The organism is Amycolatopsis antarctica, from assembly GCF_002262875.1.
Taxonomy (GTDB): Bacteria; Actinomycetota; Actinomycetes; order Mycobacteriales; family Pseudonocardiaceae; genus Amycolatopsis; species Amycolatopsis antarctica.
Map to the genome: position 1 here is coordinate 26,109 of NZ_NKYE01000009.1, position 15,789 is coordinate 41,897.

Annotated in this window: 14 protein-coding genes and 1 pseudogene; 7 read left to right on the plus strand and 8 right to left on the minus strand. The window is 71.0% G+C overall.

The window, feature by feature from the left end:
* Position 1: 1 nt before the first annotated feature.
* Positions 2-1,060, minus strand: a complete 1,059-nt coding sequence (locus CFN78_RS16130) for a FecCD family ABC transporter permease (protein ID WP_240519493.1) — start codon at positions 1,058-1,060, stop codon at positions 2-4.
* Positions 1,057-2,100 carry a FecCD family ABC transporter permease gene (locus CFN78_RS16135; RefSeq protein ID WP_094863643.1) on the minus strand — a complete coding sequence of 348 codons (1,044 nt, stop codon included), beginning with the start codon at positions 2,098-2,100 and terminating at the stop codon, positions 1,057-1,059. The genes CFN78_RS16130 and CFN78_RS16135 overlap by 4 nt, the downstream gene beginning before the upstream one ends.
* A gap of 784 nt (positions 2,101-2,884) precedes the next feature.
* Between CFN78_RS16135 and CFN78_RS16140 the strand changes: the two genes are divergently transcribed.
* Positions 2,885-3,877 carry a hypothetical protein gene (locus tag CFN78_RS16140; RefSeq protein WP_133116363.1) on the plus strand — a complete coding sequence of 331 codons (993 nt, stop codon included), beginning with the start codon at positions 2,885-2,887 and terminating at the stop codon, positions 3,875-3,877.
* 785 nt (positions 3,878-4,662) lie between these two features.
* On the opposite strand, the gene CFN78_RS16145 is transcribed toward CFN78_RS16140, so the two are convergent.
* Both CFN78_RS16145 and CFN78_RS16150 read right to left on the minus strand, forming a co-directional pair.
* Entirely contained in the window at positions 4,663-4,956 is a 294-nt protein-coding gene (locus tag CFN78_RS16145) for a WhiB family transcriptional regulator (protein WP_094863645.1), read from the minus strand.
* Positions 4,957-5,060: 104 nt separating this feature from the next.
* Positions 5,061-5,390 (minus strand): annotated as a pseudogene (locus CFN78_RS16150) (excinuclease ABC subunit UvrA); the annotation flags it as partial.
* A 53-nt stretch (positions 5,391-5,443) separates the two neighbouring features.
* On the opposite strand from CFN78_RS16150, the gene CFN78_RS16155 reads away from it, so the two are divergent.
* The gene (locus CFN78_RS16155) at positions 5,444-6,001 is read left to right on the plus strand and encodes a helix-turn-helix transcriptional regulator (protein ID WP_133116364.1); all 558 of its coding nucleotides are present in this window, start codon (positions 5,444-5,446) and stop codon (positions 5,999-6,001) included.
* Between the two features lie 34 nt (positions 6,002-6,035).
* On the opposite strand, the gene CFN78_RS16160 is transcribed toward CFN78_RS16155, so the two are convergent.
* The 3 genes from CFN78_RS16160 to CFN78_RS16170 all read right to left on the minus strand — a co-directional run bounded on the left by CFN78_RS16160 (position 6,036) and on the right by CFN78_RS16170 (position 9,584).
* Complete coding sequence (locus CFN78_RS16160; protein ID WP_094863647.1) at positions 6,036-7,307, minus strand: fatty acid desaturase family protein; 1,272 nt, start codon at positions 7,305-7,307, stop codon at positions 6,036-6,038.
* A gap of 16 nt (positions 7,308-7,323) precedes the next feature.
* Positions 7,324-8,421: a ferredoxin reductase gene (locus tag CFN78_RS16165; RefSeq protein WP_094863648.1), complete on the minus strand. Its 1,098-nt coding sequence runs from the start codon at positions 8,419-8,421 to the stop codon at positions 7,324-7,326.
* A 164-nt stretch (positions 8,422-8,585) separates the two neighbouring features.
* Complete coding sequence (locus CFN78_RS16170; protein ID WP_094863649.1) at positions 8,586-9,584, minus strand: hypothetical protein; 999 nt, start codon at positions 9,582-9,584, stop codon at positions 8,586-8,588.
* 287 nt (positions 9,585-9,871) lie between these two features.
* Here CFN78_RS16170 and CFN78_RS29790 point away from each other — a divergent pair, with 287 nt between their 5' ends.
* On the plus strand, positions 9,872-10,318 hold the full coding sequence (locus CFN78_RS29790) for a DUF742 domain-containing protein (RefSeq protein ID WP_420807891.1): 447 nt from the start codon (positions 9,872-9,874) through the stop codon (positions 10,316-10,318).
* A 248-nt stretch (positions 10,319-10,566) separates the two neighbouring features.
* Positions 10,567-11,823, plus strand: a complete 1,257-nt coding sequence (locus tag CFN78_RS16180) for a multidrug effflux MFS transporter (RefSeq protein ID WP_094863651.1) — start codon at positions 10,567-10,569, stop codon at positions 11,821-11,823.
* On the opposite strand, the gene CFN78_RS16185 is transcribed toward CFN78_RS16180, so the two are convergent.
* Positions 11,807-12,679: a hypothetical protein gene (locus CFN78_RS16185; RefSeq protein WP_094863652.1), complete on the minus strand. Its 873-nt coding sequence runs from the start codon at positions 12,677-12,679 to the stop codon at positions 11,807-11,809. The genes CFN78_RS16180 and CFN78_RS16185 overlap by 17 nt on opposite strands.
* Positions 12,680-12,817: 138 nt before the next feature.
* On the opposite strand from CFN78_RS16185, the gene CFN78_RS16190 reads away from it, so the two are divergent.
* From CFN78_RS16190 to CFN78_RS16200, 3 genes are read left to right on the plus strand one after another with little or no spacing between them, the layout of a single operon-like run.
* A complete protein-coding gene (locus tag CFN78_RS16190) occupies positions 12,818-13,600 on the plus strand; it encodes an enoyl-CoA hydratase-related protein (protein WP_094863653.1) in 783 nt (260 codons plus the stop codon).
* Between the two features lie 30 nt (positions 13,601-13,630).
* Positions 13,631-15,406 carry a CoA-transferase gene (locus CFN78_RS16195; protein WP_094863654.1) on the plus strand — a complete coding sequence of 592 codons (1,776 nt, stop codon included), beginning with the start codon at positions 13,631-13,633 and terminating at the stop codon, positions 15,404-15,406.
* Positions 15,403-15,723: a carboxymuconolactone decarboxylase family protein gene (locus tag CFN78_RS16200; RefSeq protein ID WP_165777576.1), complete on the plus strand. Its 321-nt coding sequence runs from the start codon at positions 15,403-15,405 to the stop codon at positions 15,721-15,723. The genes CFN78_RS16195 and CFN78_RS16200 overlap by 4 nt, the downstream gene beginning before the upstream one ends.
* The last annotated feature ends 66 nt before the right edge of the window (positions 15,724-15,789 follow it).

Sequence of the window (15,789 nt, forward strand, 5' to 3'; positions counted from 1 at the left end):
CTTATCCACCACGGCCCCCGCGGTTCGCTCTCGCCAGCAGCCACAACAGGTACGGGGCCCCGACCGATCCGGTGAGCACCCCGACCGGGAACTGCCCGACGCCGGGAAGATTCTGTGCCGCGAAGTCGGCGACGCCGAGTATCAGCGCCCCGACGAGCGCGGAGGGCAGCAGGGCCGCGCCACCGTCGCGGACCAGCCTGCGCGCGATCGGGGCCGCCAGGAGCGCCACGAAGGCCACCGGCCCGGTGGCCGCCGTCGCGATCCCGGCCAGCGACACCGCGCAGAGCAGCAGGCCGATGGTGCCGGTCTCGACCCGGGCGCCGAGGCCGCGGGCCGTGTCGTCGCCGAAGCGCAGTACGCCGAGCGTCCGGGAGAGCAGGAACGCCGAGGGCACCAGCACCAGCAGGCAGATCGCCAGCGGAACCGCCTGCGACCAGTTGCGGCCGTTGAGGCTGCCGGTCAGCCAGATCAGCGCCTCCGCGGCGTCGGTGACCTGGGAGCGGGTCAGCATGTACGAGACGACGCTGGACAGCATCGCGGCGAGTCCGATCCCGACCAGCACGATTCGGTAGCCGGAGATGCCCCGCCGCCATGCGAGCAGGTACATCAGCGCGGCCGTCAGCAGCGCGCCGCCGAGGGCACCGGCGGAGACCGCCAGCCCGCCGAGGCCGAAGGCCACGATGCACACGATCGCCGAGGCGCTCGCGCCCATGCTGATCCCGATGATGTCCGGACTGGCGAGGGGATTACGCAGCAGGGTCTGGAAGATCGCGCCGGACAGGCCGAACGCGGCGCCGACCATCAGGCCGGTCAGCGCCCGGGGCAGCCGGGACTCCAGGATGATGTAGTTGGTGTTGCGGCTTCCCTGACCGGCCAGTGTGGACAGTACGTCCGGCAGGGAGATGGTCTCCTCGCCGATCGACAGCGCCACCGCGAACATCGCCGTGACGAGCGCCAGCAGCGCCGTGGACGCCGTCCTGCCGCGGCGGGCGATCGAGACCCTGGTGTGGCCCACAGCGGCCGCGGCCGGTTTGTCCTGTGTGGACAGTGTGCCGCTCACAGTTCTGCCACTTTCCGCCTGCGCACCAGGGCGATGAACATCGGGGCGCCGACCAGTGCGGTGACGATACCGACCTGGATCTCGCCGGGACGTGCGATGACCCGCCCGAGGATGTCGGCGCCGAGCAGCAGCACCGGGGCGAGCACGAGTGAGTACGGCAGGATCCACCGATGGTCGGGCCCGGTGATCGTGCGGGCGATCTGCGGGACGGCGAGACCGACGAAACCCACCGGCCCGATCGTCGCGGTGGCCACCCCGCACAGCACGACCACCGCCGCCCCCGACACCGCCCTGGCCAGGGCCACGTTCTGGCCGAGCGAACGGGCGAGGTCCTCGCCGAGGGAAAGGGTGTTGAGCAGCCGCCCGGATGCCAGCGCCAGCGCGATCCCCACCCCGATGAACGGTGCGGCCTGCCAGAGGATCTCCGTGGTCCGCCCGGACAGCGAGCCGACCTGCCAGAAACGGAACTGGTCGAAGGAATCGGTGTCGGTGAGCAGAACCGCCGTGGTGATCGAGAGGAACGCGGCGTTGGTCGCGGCCCCGGAGAGCGCGAGCTTGATCGGTGTCGCGCCCTCCCGGCCGAGCGAACCGACGCCGTAGACGATCGCCGCGGCCGCGAGCGCCCCGGCGAAGCCGAACCAGACGTACCCGGTCAGTGCGGTCAGGCCGAAGACGTTGATGCCGAACACCACGAACAGCGAGGCACCCGCGTTGATGCCGAGTACACCCGGATCGGCCAGCGGATTCCGGGCGATGGCCTGGAGTATGGCCCCGGCCAGTCCCAGCGCGGCTCCGGCGAGCACGCCCACGGCGGTCCGCGGCAGGCGCTCGTCGACGATGAAGAGGTGATCGTTATTCGTGGGATCGAAGCGCAGCAGCGCGTCGGCGATGGTGCTCACCGGGATGTCCTTGGACCCGATCAGCACGCTGGCCGCGCTCACCGCCAGCAGCCCTGCGACGGCGAGCAGCAGACCCGCGGTCAGCCGGGCACCGCGTGCGGAGCGGCGCGGCGTGGCGCGATCGAGTTCGGCGACGATCATGTCGCGGCCGTCGGCGTGCTCGTCCCGGGAAGAATCGACGCGATCACAGATACTCCCGGACTCAGGCAAACCTAACTAAGGCGACGCTAACACAGGCCTTCCACCCTCCTCCAGCCCGTGCCGGACGCCGGCTGGACCCGGCGCCCGCGTCCGCGTCGATGTGCGGTGCGACCACTGACCGGACCCCCGGAGTAGCTCGTGGTGACACCGGCCGGAAACGGGTGCGCGGCGGTATCGATCAACCGTTGACGCGACTCCGCAGAGTTGGTTAGTTTCACACTCAACGTCACCTGTACGAGTGACGGACCTGAATCGGCGATGGGGGCGGTGTGCGGTGAACACCTGGCTCGGACAACGCCCGCGGACCGGTCCCGCACGGCTTCCGGCGGTGACGCTCAGCGTCACCGGGTGGGGACGCGCCACGGGCAGGTGGACGTCCCGCGCCATCCCGGCATCCGCCGGATAGGCCGTCCCATCGCGGACGAGGTCCGCACGGCACGGCAGGTGCCGCAGCACCATCGGGCCGTACCCGGTCCTGGGGCGGAGCTTCCCGGGCACGGCCTTCAACCGGTATGTGAGCGCTCACTCGAGGGCGGATGAGCGCACGGGCGTGAGACCGCGGTGGCCGGCAACCTCCGTCGCGGGCCTCGCCTGCACGTACCGGAAACCCGATTCGTCACCCCGACTCAACCGAATCGGACAACCCTGCGCGACGGGCCCGGATTCGCGTCATCCGTGAATCCGGGCCCGTCACGGAAATCCCCGAAAGGAACGGTTGATCGAAGTGGCGACCCACGACCGATCGCAGGCACCCGGTAAACGGAACCGGACGGCGACGATTCTCTTCGCCTCGGCACTCGCCGCGGCCGCGCTCGCGACGACCTCGCAGACCGCCGCCGCGGACGGCGACGGCGGCACCTACACCCGCGGTCCGGCGGGCAAGGACCCGGCGGCGATCCAGCTCGAGCGCGAGAACGCCGCCGTCGCGGCGGGCCCGCTGAGCTTCGGGGCCGAACCACTGCAGGCCGTCGAGGCCGCCGCCGCGAAGGCGGCACCCGCAGCGGGCTGCCCCGTGACGGCCGCGGAGGCCACGGCGCTGACGCTCGCGCCGACCTGGCCCGAGGTGGCCTCCGGGTCCACCGAACCGCCGTCCCCGATGACGCTGTCCCGCTTCGACAACCAGGCCTCGCTCTACGACCCGGAAGGCAGGCCCGGCCTGTTCTTCAACCCCGGCATCGGAATGTGGCAGCTCGACTCGGCCGGCCTCGGGGCGGACAACACCGCGTTCAGCGCGATCGACGCGGTGACCGCGGCGGACAAGATGGCCCCGTACATCGTCAACAAGTACTGCGCGGGCATCAACGGCGGCAGCGCGCCCGCCGCGGCCAGGGCCACGGCCTGGCGGGACTGGCACGCCTGCGACGAGGGTGCCTGCGAGGACACCTACACCCGGGCACTGGCCGGGGTCACGCCGGTGGCGGGCGTCGGCCGCTACGGCGGCGCCGTGCCGACCACCTGCACCTACAAGGGCGCGCAGTACCCCTGCCTGTTCGTCGACCCGGCGAAGGCGCAGGGGGCGAACTGGTGGGCGCAGCCCGGCGGCGGCAGGGCCCCGGTGCCCGCTCCGTTCCACGCCTTCACCTACGAGAGCGGCGGGACCACGTTCGAGGTGCGGTACTGGCTGCCGGAGCACTCCGGCGCGCCCACGCCGGTGTCCGTCTCGCGCCAGTTCGGCACCGACGCCCGCGCGGAACTGCGCTGGGAGAACGCGATCTGAGTTTCCTGAGGGGTCCGCGGCACCGTCGGAAAAGCGGTGCCGCGGACCCCCGCCCTCGCGTCACCCGACGAACCACGCCACTGGGCAACGACACTCCGCGAGCTACGCCTATCCCGTGACTCGCACCCGTATCTCGCTCACGGCGCGCAACCCCAGGACCGCAATACGTCGACGTATTGCGGTTTTTATGGGCCGCACGGGTGGTGTCGTGGCGGGGGAGGGTCGGGTGTTGTTGCGGAGCGTGGTGCGGTGAGGGTGACCCGCTCGGTTCGGCTCCGGAATAGGTTCGCCCCACACGGTTCGCCGCGGGTGGCGGTGGTGGTCCGCGAGGGCGGGATCGGCGGCCCGGTAACGAATCCGTGGCCCGGAGCGGGTGAGCGTCCGGGCGGTAACGGCGGCGGGGCCGTTGCGATGAAATGGGCATCTGTCCCGCATTTCGCGTGACACCGGTGGCGTTTCGCGGGACGGCGGCTGGGGAATGGGTGTTCCGGGTTCGAGATGGTGGCGGGCGCGCAGACGGTTGCGGCTGCTGCTGCGTGCCTGGCGTCGCGACATCGACAGCGAGCCGTATCGGCCACCGTCGCGAGAGCGCGGGCCGAATCGGGACGGCCGGTGAGCCGCCGACCCACCGGTTGTTCCCCGCATTCCAAGGAGTTTGCGAGGCGTTCACGAGCAAGTGCGCCTCGGCGGCCTGAGGGCACCGCCGGCGGCGAGTCCGTGGTGAGTACCGCACGCCGTCGGGGCGTCACGGCCGGGCGCGTTCGCTGACGCCCCTCCGGGGGCGGTCAGGCCACGCACGCGACGGCCCCGGTGGCGGGCCTGAGCCACACCACCGGGGCCGGCAGACCGTGCCGCGTCAGATTCCGGCGTTCCGTCTCGGACAGGCCGCCGAAGACGCCGGTGTCCAGGCCGGCGTCGATCGCGTCGGCGAGGCACTCGCGCCGCACCGGGCACCGTCCGCACACCGATTTGGCCGCCGCGAGCTGCCGGGCGCCAGGGCCCCGTTCGGACACCGGGAAGAACAGTTCCGGATCGGTGCGCTCGACGCGGCACCGGGCGTTCGCTCGCCAGTTCGTCATCGGGCACCTCCTCGGATCGTGGTGCACCCAGCGTACGGCGGGCGAACCCGGAACCGCGCCCGTTTTTCCTGCACTCGTCCGGTCGGCGGGCGGGGGCGGCCGGCGAGGTACTCGCGCAGGTGCCGGGCGGTGAGCGTGTCACCGTCGGCCACCAGTTCCGCGGGGGTACCGGCGAAGACCACCTCGCCGCCGTCCTGACCCGCACCGGGGCCGAGGTCGATGATCCAGTCGGCATGCGCCATCACGGCCTGGTGGTGCTCGATGACCACCACCGAGTTGCCGTCGTCGACGAGCCGGTCGAGCAGTACGAGAATCCGGCCCACATCGGCCAGCCTGGCCAGCAACGCCCTGGGCGCGCAGGCCGGGAAGAACTCCCTCGCCTCGGTGACCGGCATGGCCGGTACCTCGCTGATGTTCTTACCCCGCAAGGTGTAACGCGGAGACGGAATCCTTCCCCGAGTGCGGGGAAATGAACACGCGGATCTCGATGTCAGCAGACACGCTTCACGAACGGCCCCTGCCGCGGCACGACGCCGGTACCCAGCGCGAGGCGACGATGAAGATGCTTTCCGCAGGCCTGATCTCCACGGACGAGCGCAACGACCGGGATCTGCCGGAACTGGTCCCGGGCCGGTTCAAGATCACTCTCACCGTGGCCGCCGGATCGGTCGCCGACGCCGTCACGGCGCAGGCGCTGCGTGCGGGATCGTCCGCCGGTGACACGGTGTTCGACATCGGCGCCGCCGTGCACGCCGCCGCCCGCCGCGAACTGTTCGTCTCGCCGACCCTGCTGCGCCGTTTCGACCGGACGATCGTCGGCCTGCTGGTCGCGCACACGACGAACGCGAACCTGCTGACGAAGAGCGAGAAGCGCATCGTCACGCTGATCGCCACCGGGATGTCGAACGTGGCCATGGCACGCTCGCTGCACGTGAGCCCGGCGACGGTCAGCACCCATATCAGCAACATCCTGCCCAAACTCAAGGTGGCCAACCGCACGGCGGCGGCCCGCACCGTGCTCGGCCGTTCCCGCGAGCACACCTGACCGCCGAGGTCCACAGTGGACCTCGGCGGTGCGGTCAGCGCGCCGGTGCGGTGGCCCGCGCCGGGGTGCGGTACGGCCCGGGCTTGCGGCGCGGTTTCCCACCGGGGAACGCCAGCCGTGCGATCGTGCGGTGCACCGAACCGAGCTGCCGGGACAGCGGGCCCGCGTTGTACGGCAGCTCGTACCGTTCGCAGATGTCCTTCACCCGTGGCGCGATCTCCGAGTAGCGGCTGCTCGGCATGTCCGGGAACAGGTGGTGCTCCACCTGGTAACCGAGATTGCCGCTGATCAGGTGGAACAGCGGGGAACCGGTGATGTTCGCGGCGCCGGTGAGCTGACGCGCGTACCAGCCTCCCTTGGACTCGTCCCGGACCTCCTCCTGGCCGAAGGTGTAGGCCTGGTCCGGAAAATGACCGCAGAAGATGATGGAATGCGCCCATACGTTGCGCACGATGTTGGCCGTGACGTTGGCCCAGAAGGTCGTCGCGAAGGTGCCTGCCAGATCGTCCCGCGCGGCACGTGCGTGGGCCCGGAGCGCGCCGCGTCCACGGCGTCCGCGCACGCGGTCACGCACGGCCGAGGGCAGCGAGCGGGGTTCGCGGTGGGTCAGCCTGCGTGCGGCCGTGGTCGCCAGGGCGCTCACCAGCGGCCAGCCGAGGTAGTCCTTGACGATCTGGTCCCTGGCCTTGCCGGAGATTCCCTTGATGTCGTGCCAGACGTCCTTCCACGGCTTCTTTCCCGCGCGGATCGCCTCGACGTCCATGTCGTGGACGGCGACGCCCCACTCGAAGAACGCCATCAGCAGCAGGTTGTAGAACGGCTGGAAGAGGTACGCCGGGTGCCAGGCCTGGTGCGGGTCGATCCGCATGATCTCGTAGCCGAGATCCTTGTCCTTGCCACGGATGTTCGTGTACGTGTGGTGGATGTAGTTGTGCGAGTGCTTCCAGGCATCCGCCGTGGAAGCGGTGTCCCAGTCCCATGTGGACGAATGAATGTAGGGATCGTTCATCCAGTCCCACTGACCGTGCAGGACGTTGTGCCCGATCTCCATGTTCTCCAGGATCTTCGCCAGGCCGAGCGCGCTCGTCCCGGCCGCCCACAACGGTTTCCGGCCGGATCCCAGCAACAGGACCCTGCCCGTGACGGCCAGTGCGCGCTGCAGCCGGATGACGTCGGTGATGTAGCGGCGATCCCGTTCGCCGAGGTCGGCGTAGACCTCCTCGTGCAGGGCGTCGCACTCGCGGCCGAGTTCGGCCAGGCGATCGGGGCTCAGGTGCGCGAAGGGGCTGACGAGTTCGGTTTCCATGGTGTCCTCCCGTTTCTCACAGTTCGAGCGCGACGTCGCCCTCGGCGCCGTGCACGCAGGTGCGGACGATCTCGTTTCTCGTCTCGCTGACGTCACCGGTGCGCAGGTCCCGGATCCGGCCCTCGCGGACCCGCAGGACGCAGGTGTGGCAGATGCCGACCCGGCAGCCGTACGGCATCTCGATGCCCGCGTTCTCACCGGCGACCAGGATGGGCGTCCCCGGCGGACATTCGGCCTCGACGTCGCGGCGGACGAACCGGACCGTGCCGCCGGTCCCGGTCGAGTCCGCCCCGCCCACCACGGGCTGGAAGCGCTCCATGTGCAGCAGGCCGGGATCGCCCCGCTCCGTCCAGTGCGCGCGCAGCGCGTCGAGCAGTTCGCCCGGTCCGCAGCAGAACGTCTCCCGCTCCCGCCAGTCCGGGCAGATCGCCTCCAGATCGGCGGGGGTGAGTCGGCCGTCCACCGCGGTCGCCCGCCGGTGCAGCCGGAAGCCGTCATACCGCCGTTCGAGCGTGTCCAGTTCCTCGGCGAACGTCACCTCGCCGGTGGACCTGGCGGAGTGCACGTGCACGATGTCGCGCAGGCCCTCGCCCATGTCGAGGTGACGCAGCATGCTCATCACCGGAGTGATGCCGCTGCCCGCCGTGACGAACAGCAGGCCACGATCGCGGCGTTCCGGCAGCGTGAACCCGCCCTCGACGACGCCGAGCCGGACGATGTCGCCGGTACGCAGACGGTGTACCAGGTACGACGAGACGGTCCCGCCGTCGACCACTTTCGGCGTGATCGAGATCAGGCCGTCGGCACGGTCCGGGCTGGACGTGAGCGAGTAGGCACGCCAGTGGTTGACCCCGTCCACGACGACGCCCAGCCGCAGGTACTGCCCCGGTTCGTGACCGGCCCAGTCGAATCCGGGCCGGATCAGGACCGTCGCGGCACCTCCGCGTTCGGGCTCCACCCGTTCCACCCGGCCGCGCAGTTCCCGCGTCGACCACAGCGGGTTGACCAGTTCCAGGTAGTCGTCCGGCAGCAGTGGTGTGAACAGCAGCCGTACCGCCCGCAGCGCCCGACGGCGCAACGGGGGGACCGACGGCCGCATGCCGGTCTCGGCCATCAGGCCACCTCCGGCACCGCGGCTCCGGCGGTGCGGACGATGCGTGCCCGGCTGCCTCTGTGCATACGCGGCAGCATACATTCGAGAGAACAGTTGTACACTATGGCGAGGAAATTCCCAGCTCACAACGGATAGCTGGATGCACGCGTGTACCGGTCACGAGGTCAGCCCGGCAGTCGCAGCCTGCCGCGCTCGTCGCGCACGTTGCGCAGAACGCGGAAGTCGCCCACCGTCGCCCCATCGAGGTCGGCGGTCACCGTGACCGCGTGATCCGCTCGCCCGGGTGTGCCCTTCGGGGCGGGCCCGTCGGCGAACAGCACGTGACCGGTCAGCAGCCCGGCCCTGCCCGGTGCCAGTCGCCAGATCGCACCGGGCTCCTCCGGCGCCGCGCCCGGCACCGCGGTGCGCAGCCAGCGGGCCACGGCGCCGCTCACCCGCTCCCGGAACACCCGTGCGTCCTCGTCGGGCCGGGACAGGTGCACATCGGAGGGCACAGGCACGGTTCCCTCCCGGTGCGGCGGGAAGGACGCGACGACGGTGCGGTGCGCCCGCAGTGCCGCCAGCACCGCGTCGTCGGTCAGCCGTAGTTCGGTGGGCAGCGCGGGATCGGTGACCGGGCAGTTCGCCGCCGCGGCAGGGTCCACGATGCGCACGGACGCCGACCAGGGGCCCACGGGCACCCCGAGACGCTCCCGCTCCCGCCGCCAGTCCAGCACCAGCCCGGCGATACGGGACAGCTCGGCGGTGACCGTCTCGTCGGTCAGCCGCAAGGCGATCCACGGGTCCCGGTGACCGGGACGCAGCCCGACGACGGGGACACCGGCACCGTCGAAAGTGGACAGCAGTGCCCGCAGTCCCGTGGCCCGCAGCCTGCCGAGTTCGATCGCCTCGGTCAGCGCCACCGCCCTCTCCTCCTCGCTGACGGCCGCGGAGCGGTCCATCCGCAGGCGGACCACCGCGTCCGGGTCGTCGGCGAGGGCGAAGACGACCTCGGAACCGAGATCCTGCGGGAACAGGGGACGCGCGGACACCACCGTGAGCAGGCCCGGACGCAGCCGCTCGGCCAGTGCGGCCGCCTGCCGTCCGTCGGGTGCGGTGTTCAGGATCCGTCGGCTGGACCACAGGGCCGCGCCGATCGTGAACAGGCCTTTCGACCGCGCCATGACCAGCTCCCGTCGTCGCGTGACCGTGCCGGTGACTCTAGGCCCGGTCCTGCGGTTCTCGCCTGTGGTTCCCGGCGTGAGTACCGGATGCCGGGTCCACCGATCGCCGGGCGGGTGCCGCCACGCGACACGGCCGGCAGCCGCGGAGATCTCCCGGTGAAACCTTGTGTTATGCCGGTAGGCGGGAGGTTCCGCGCGGTGTGCGCGCCGTTCGAACGGATTCCGCACCGAAACCGACAGTACGATCGTGGACAAGGCGACGGGTGATCGAGCTTCCCGGGAGAGCTGTGGACGGACCGAGCGACGGTGGGCGGCGCGACCGCCGGCTGGGCGAGCGGCCTGCGCGGCCGCCGGAACGCGAGGGCGAAGCAGAGGTGGGTGAGCCCGACGACATCGCGTCCGGCCTCGTCCGGCCGTACTTCAGGACCCGGGGCAGGACGCGGTCGAGTCGTGAACTGCAGATCGAGTCCCTGGTGTCCACCACGGATGCGGGCAGGCGGCTGGACGAGGTCCGTTCCCTCGAACACCGGGAGATCTGCCGCCTGTGCTCGGGGACCCGGTCGGTCGCGGAGGTGGCGGCCCTGCTGCGGGTGCCACTCGGCGTCGCGCGGGTACTGATCGGGGACACCGCGGACCTCGGCCTGGTGCGGATCCACGGCGCGACCTCGGAACCGGGCGGCAGGCCGAGCGTCGACTTCATGCAGCGCGTGCTCCGGGGCCTGCAGGGACTCTGAGACCGCTCCGGCACCCGGGGCGGATAGCATGGCCACGTTCCCGGCGGAACGCGACGAGGCGCCCGCCGCGCCGCCGCAGCCGTCGGCATCTTCCCGGCCTGCCGCCGAACCCCTCACCGTCCCGGAATCCGGACACCCGCGTCCTCGCGGGAATTTCCGCGAGGGCTGGTGGCTTGGGCCCGAAAGGGCCCGCGCGGGGAACGGGCCCCACCACAGACACCGGACAGCCACCGGACCCGGAAGGCACGATGACAGTCACGCAAGACAGACCGGCCGAGGTCGCTCCGCAGAGCCGTCTCCGGATCGCCCTCGTGCTCGGTGCGCTGATCGCGCTGGGCCCGTTGACCATCGACATGTACCTGCCGGCGCTGCCGGCCATCACCACCGAGCTGTCGACAACCTCGTCCACCATTCAGCTCACCCTCACCGGCACCCTGGTCGGGCTGGCACTCGGCCAGCTCGTGATCGGGCCGCTGGCCGACTCACTCGGCAGGCGCGGGCCGCTGCTGGCCGGAACGGCGCTACACGTCGTCTCCTCGCTGCTGATCGTGCTGGCGCCGAACGTCGCCGTGCTGGGCGTGCTGCGAGTGCTGCAGGGGGTGGGTGCCGCCGCGGGGGCCGTGGTGGGCCTCGCCATCGTGCGCGACCTGTTCTCCGGCCGGGCGGCGGCGACCCTGCTGTCCCGGCTGATGCTGGTGATGGGCGTGGCGCCGGTACTCGCTCCGACCCTGGGCGGCGAGCTGTTGCGGGTCGCGTCCTGGCGCGGTGTGTTCGCCGTGCTCGCCGTCTACGGCCTGATCCTGATCCCGCTCGTGGCGTTGAGCCTGCGCGAGACGCTGCCCGTGGAGCGGCGCCGCAGCTCCGGGGTCCGGGCCACCCTGGCCACCTACCGCGGCCTGTTCCGCGACCGGGCGTTCGTCGGCCTGGTGCTGGTCGCCGGCCTGGCGATGGCCGGGCTGTTCGGGTACGTGTCCGGCTCCTCGTTCGTCTACCAGGAGCAGTTCGGCCTCGACCAGCAGGAGTTCGGCCTGCTCTTCGGCGCGGGCGCGGTGTGGCTGATCGCCGCCACCCAGCTCAACGCCCTGGTGCTGCGCTGGTTCGAGCCACGGCAGATCCTGGTGGTCGCCATCGGCGCGGGGACCGCGGCCGGACTGCTGCTGCTCACCCTCGCCGCGACCGGGACCGGTGGCCTGCTCGGCGTCGTTCTGCCGCTGTGGGCGGTGTTGTTCACCTGCGGGCTGGCCCTGCCGAACGCCCCCGCGCTGGCCCTTTCCCGGCACGGCGAGTCCGCCGGTACCGCCGCGGCGCTGCTCGGTGCGGTGCAGTTCGGCGTCGGAGCCATCGTGTCACCGCTGGTCGGCATCCTCGGCAACGACGCCACCGCGATGGGGGCGGTGGTGTCCGGAGCGCTGCTGCTGGCGGTTCTCGTACTGGTCGTCGTGGTGCGGCCGTGGGAACTCGACGACATCGACCAGGACGACGAGGCGGTCATCGCGGCGCACTGACCCCGGTGTGGGCGACACCGGCGGCGAGCATCCGCAGCGCCGCGTCGGCCGCGTGGGTTCCCGGCCCGATGCCGAGCCGGGCGGCGCAGGCGTTGACCTGGGAGACGATCCCGGTGTCGAAGGTGCTCCGGCCGTCGCCGACCGCCGCGGTGGTCCCGTCGACGACCGCGGCGGGGATGCCCCGTTCGTCCAGCCGGTCCATTCCCCGCACCGCGGATCTCTCCGGCGGGTCACCCGCGTCGTTGGTGATGGTGCCGTGCAGGCGGTAGCGCTCGACGTAGTCGGCCATCGACGTGCCCGAGTGTGAGCCCATGCAGATGACGGTGCCGTCGATCCGCTCGTCGGCGTGGCCGATGGTGTCGAGGGCGATGACGGTGCCCGTCTGACCGGTGTGTACGACGTGCTGGATCTTGCGCACGGCATGTGGGCCGAGCCGCCCGGTGGCCATCAGCAGGGTGGCTTCCGGTACCGGCATCCCGGCCGTGACACCGAGACTGGCCGCGCCGTCATTGGCCAGCAGCACCCGGCCGCGCTCGTACATCGCGCGGCCGTCGGCGATCGGTGCGGAGTCGCCGTCGACCGCGGCTCCCGGCACTCCCGCCCGGTCGAGGACGGCCAGCCCGGAGACCCCGCCCGCGCGAAGGCCGGGTCCGGCGGCGTGCCCGACGACCCCGCGCAGGCGCAGGTGGAGCAGGAGCTCGACCGCGCAGGCCGCGGTGTGCGACCCGGCGACCACGACGTCGGACGGCGACAGCCGCTCGTCCACATGCCCCATCGAATCCATACAGACGATCCGGGAGCCGTCCGCGCCCGTCCACACGAGGTCGTGCGAAGCCGTGCCGTCACTCAGTGCCATGTCCGCGCCTCTCCGCAGGTATCTGGCGCCGTCGACGAGGGCGAACAACGCCGTATCGGATTATTGTATACCGAATACCGTGCTGCTAGGTTCGAGTGAGGCCGTCTCCGGCCTGCGGTGGAAGGGGAGGGAAACCGGATGGCTTACCAGGACATCATCTACGCGACCGACAACGGGGTCGCGACGATCACGATCAACCGGCCGGAGAAGCGCAACGCGTTCCGGGAGGAGACCCTGGACGAGCTGATCGAGGCGTTCCGGCTGGCCGAGGCGGACCGCGAGATCGGCGTCATCGTGCTCACCGGCGCGGGAGACAAGGCGTTCTGCTCGGGCGGCGACATCGCCTGGGAACACGCCTCGTCGCCGGAAGGCGCTCATCAGCTCGCCCGGCGCACCACCACCCTCGCCATGATCATTCGCGGCTGCGGCAAACCGGTGATCGCCCGGGTCCGCGGTTACGCGGTCGGCGGCGGCAACGAACTCCAGCTCCTCTGCGATCTCACGGTGGCCTCCGAGGACGCGGTGTTCGGGCAGTCCGGGCCGAAGATGGGCAGCGTGCCGATCTGGTGGGGTACACAGCTCCTGCCCAGGCTGGTCGGTGAGAAGCGGGCCCGTGAGGTCGTGATGCTCTGCGAGCAGTACAGCGCCGAACAGGCACTGAGCATGGACTGGATCAACAAGGTGGTGCCCGCGGCGGAACTCGACGAGGCGGTGCGGGCCTGGTGCGACCGCCTGCTCGGGATGAGCCCGCAGGCGCTGCGGGTGGCCAAACTTTCCCTCAACTTCGAGTCCGACCAGCTCTGGCCCTCGGTGCTGCACGGCTACCAGATGATCTCGTTCATCCACGGCACCGAGGAGTTCCGGGAGGGCACCTCGGCCTTCCTGGAGAAGCGCCCGCCGGACTTCTCCCGCTTCCGCTGACCGGTCGCTTCTCGCAGGAAAGGACGGCCGATGACGCCGCAGATCCCGGCCGGATTCACCATCCCCGCCAACGAGGGCGCCGCGGTGCTGACGTCGCTGGGCGCGGCCGTGGCCACGCACATCCGCCCGCACGACGTGGTGCACGTGGCCTATTCCGATGCGCGCCCGAACGCCGCCCTGCACGAGATCGTCCGGCAGTGGGCGGGCAAGGACCCCAGGCTGACCCTGGTCACGGCCGGCCTCGTCAGCTCGCAGCACGCCCTCGTCGAAACCGGGGTGGTGACCAAGGTGATCGCCTCGTTCGCCGGGGAGAACCTGCCGACCCCCCGGCCGAACCGTGCCTTCCAGCGTGCCGTCGCGGACGGCAGGGTAGAGGTGGAGAGCTGGTCACTGTGGAGTCTCACCGCGCGGCTGATGGCGGGTGCGCTCGGCGTACCGCATCTGCCGGTGCGCTCCCTCGTCGGCAGTGACATGGCGAACGATCTGCGGGGCAAGGGTTTCCGCGAACTGTCCGATGAGGACGGTGAGACCTACGGCGCGGTGTCGCCCTTGCGGCCCGATGTCGTGCTGCTGCACGCGGTCGCCGCCGACCGGGCCGGCAACGTGGTCATGTCCGCGCCCTACGGAGAGGGAGCCTGGGGAGCGCTCGCGGCGAAACGCGGCGTGATCGTCAGCGCGGAACGGATCGTGGACACCGCCGCGATCCGCGAGCACGCGTACCTCGTCCGGATTCCCGCGCACACCGTGCTCGCCGTCTGCGAGGTCCCTTTCGGTTCCCATCCGTACGGTCTGTACAACCCGGCGTTCCCCGGGGTGGCCGACTACGTCGAGGACGAAGCCTTCGTCGGGGAGGCGTTCGGCGCCTCGCGGTCGGCGGAGGGTTTCCGCGCCTGGATCGACGAGTGGATCCTCGGCACCGCCGATCACGCGGCGTACCTGCACAGGCTTGGCGAACGGCGGCTCGGGGCGCTGCGTGCGGCGGCGGATCCCCCGCACGGGCAGGAAGAACCCGCCGTGACCGGGGGACACACCCGTGCCGAGGCGATGATCGTCACCGCGTCCCGGGTCATCGCGGACCGGATCCGCGACGGCGGGCACCACGCGGTGCTGGCCGGGGTCGGGCAGGCGAACCTGGCGGCATGGCTCGCGGTGACGGAGCTCAAGCGGACGGGTGCCGACGTCGAGCTGATGGCCGAGATCGGGATGTTCGGCTACCGGCCGAGACCGGGGGAGCCGTTCATCTTCGCCAAGCGCAACCTGCCGACCTGCACGATGCTCACCGATGTCGCGACCGTGCTCGGCGCGTTCGTCGGCGGACCCGCTACGCGCTCCTTCGGCGTGATCGGCGCGGCGCAGATCGACCAGGCGGGCGACATCAACTCGACCTGGTCCGCGGACGGCCAGTACCTCGTCGGCTCCGGCGGCGCGAACGACGTCGCCAACGCCGACGAGGTACTGGTGACGGTGGACCACCGGAGATCCCGTCTGGTGCGCAAGGTCCCGTTCGTGACCTGTCCCGGGCGCGCCGTGCGGACCGTCGTCACGCCGGCCGCCGTGTTCGAGCGGGACCCGGACCGTTTCGTGCTGACCGGCATCGTCGGCACCCCCGGGCCCGGCGGGGTCCGGGAGGCCGTCGCCGCGATCCGCGCCGAATGCGAGTGGGAGTTCGAGGTGGCGGCCGAACCCGCCGTGCACCCCGTGCCGGGCGCGGAGGAACTGCGCGCGCTGCGGCTGTTCGACCCGAGACGCCACTTCCTTGGACGGCTCGGCACGGAAACGAGCGAGACGAGGAGGAACGCGTCATGACCGATGATCGACCGGCGACGACCTGGCGGGACCGGGTGCGCGAGTACGACGAGGACGGGCACAGCGCGATGGTCGCCTATCTCGGTCACGTGACGGCGAAGCCGGACATCCCCGAGGCGTACCGGGAACTCATCCTGTTCGCGGTGTCGACGGGCCTGCGCTTCGCGCCAAGCATGCGCACGCACGGTGCCAGGGCCCTGGAATCCGGTGCCACACATGGGCAACTGGTGCACGCCGTGCAACTCGCGGCCCTCTCCGGAGGGTTCACCTGCCTGATCGAGGGAATGAGTGTCCTGGCCGAACTGGACCGAACGTGACTGCCGAACACCCCGGTTCACGGTATACGGTGAATCGGTGTCGTCCGGACGGAGACGCACGCGTGA

Bases quoted from the DNA above. Each gene is read 5' to 3' on its own strand.
- CFN78_RS16135 (WP_094863643.1), bottom strand. From the start codon at position 2,100: ATGATCGTCGCCGAACTCGATCGCGCCACGCCGCGCCGCTCCGCACGC.
- CFN78_RS16145 (WP_094863645.1), bottom strand. From the start codon at position 4,956: ATGACGAACTGGCGAGCGAACGCCCGGTGCCGCGTCGAGCGCACCGAT.
- CFN78_RS16155 (WP_133116364.1), top strand. From the start codon at position 5,444: ATGTCAGCAGACACGCTTCACGAACGGCCCCTGCCGCGGCACGACGCC.
- CFN78_RS16160 (WP_094863647.1), bottom strand. From the start codon at position 7,307: ATGGAAACCGAACTCGTCAGCCCCTTCGCGCACCTGAGCCCCGATCGC.
- CFN78_RS16165 (WP_094863648.1), bottom strand. From the start codon at position 8,421: ATGGCCGAGACCGGCATGCGGCCGTCGGTCCCCCCGTTGCGCCGTCGG.
- CFN78_RS16170 (WP_094863649.1), bottom strand. From the start codon at position 9,584: ATGGCGCGGTCGAAAGGCCTGTTCACGATCGGCGCGGCCCTGTGGTCC.
- CFN78_RS16180 (WP_094863651.1), top strand. From the start codon at position 10,567: ATGACAGTCACGCAAGACAGACCGGCCGAGGTCGCTCCGCAGAGCCGT.
- CFN78_RS16185 (WP_094863652.1), bottom strand. From the start codon at position 12,679: ATGGCACTGAGTGACGGCACGGCTTCGCACGACCTCGTGTGGACGGGC.
- CFN78_RS16190 (WP_094863653.1), top strand. From the start codon at position 12,818: ATGGCTTACCAGGACATCATCTACGCGACCGACAACGGGGTCGCGACG.
- CFN78_RS16195 (WP_094863654.1), top strand. From the start codon at position 13,631: ATGACGCCGCAGATCCCGGCCGGATTCACCATCCCCGCCAACGAGGGC.
- CFN78_RS16200 (WP_165777576.1), top strand. From the start codon at position 15,403: ATGACCGATGATCGACCGGCGACGACCTGGCGGGACCGGGTGCGCGAG.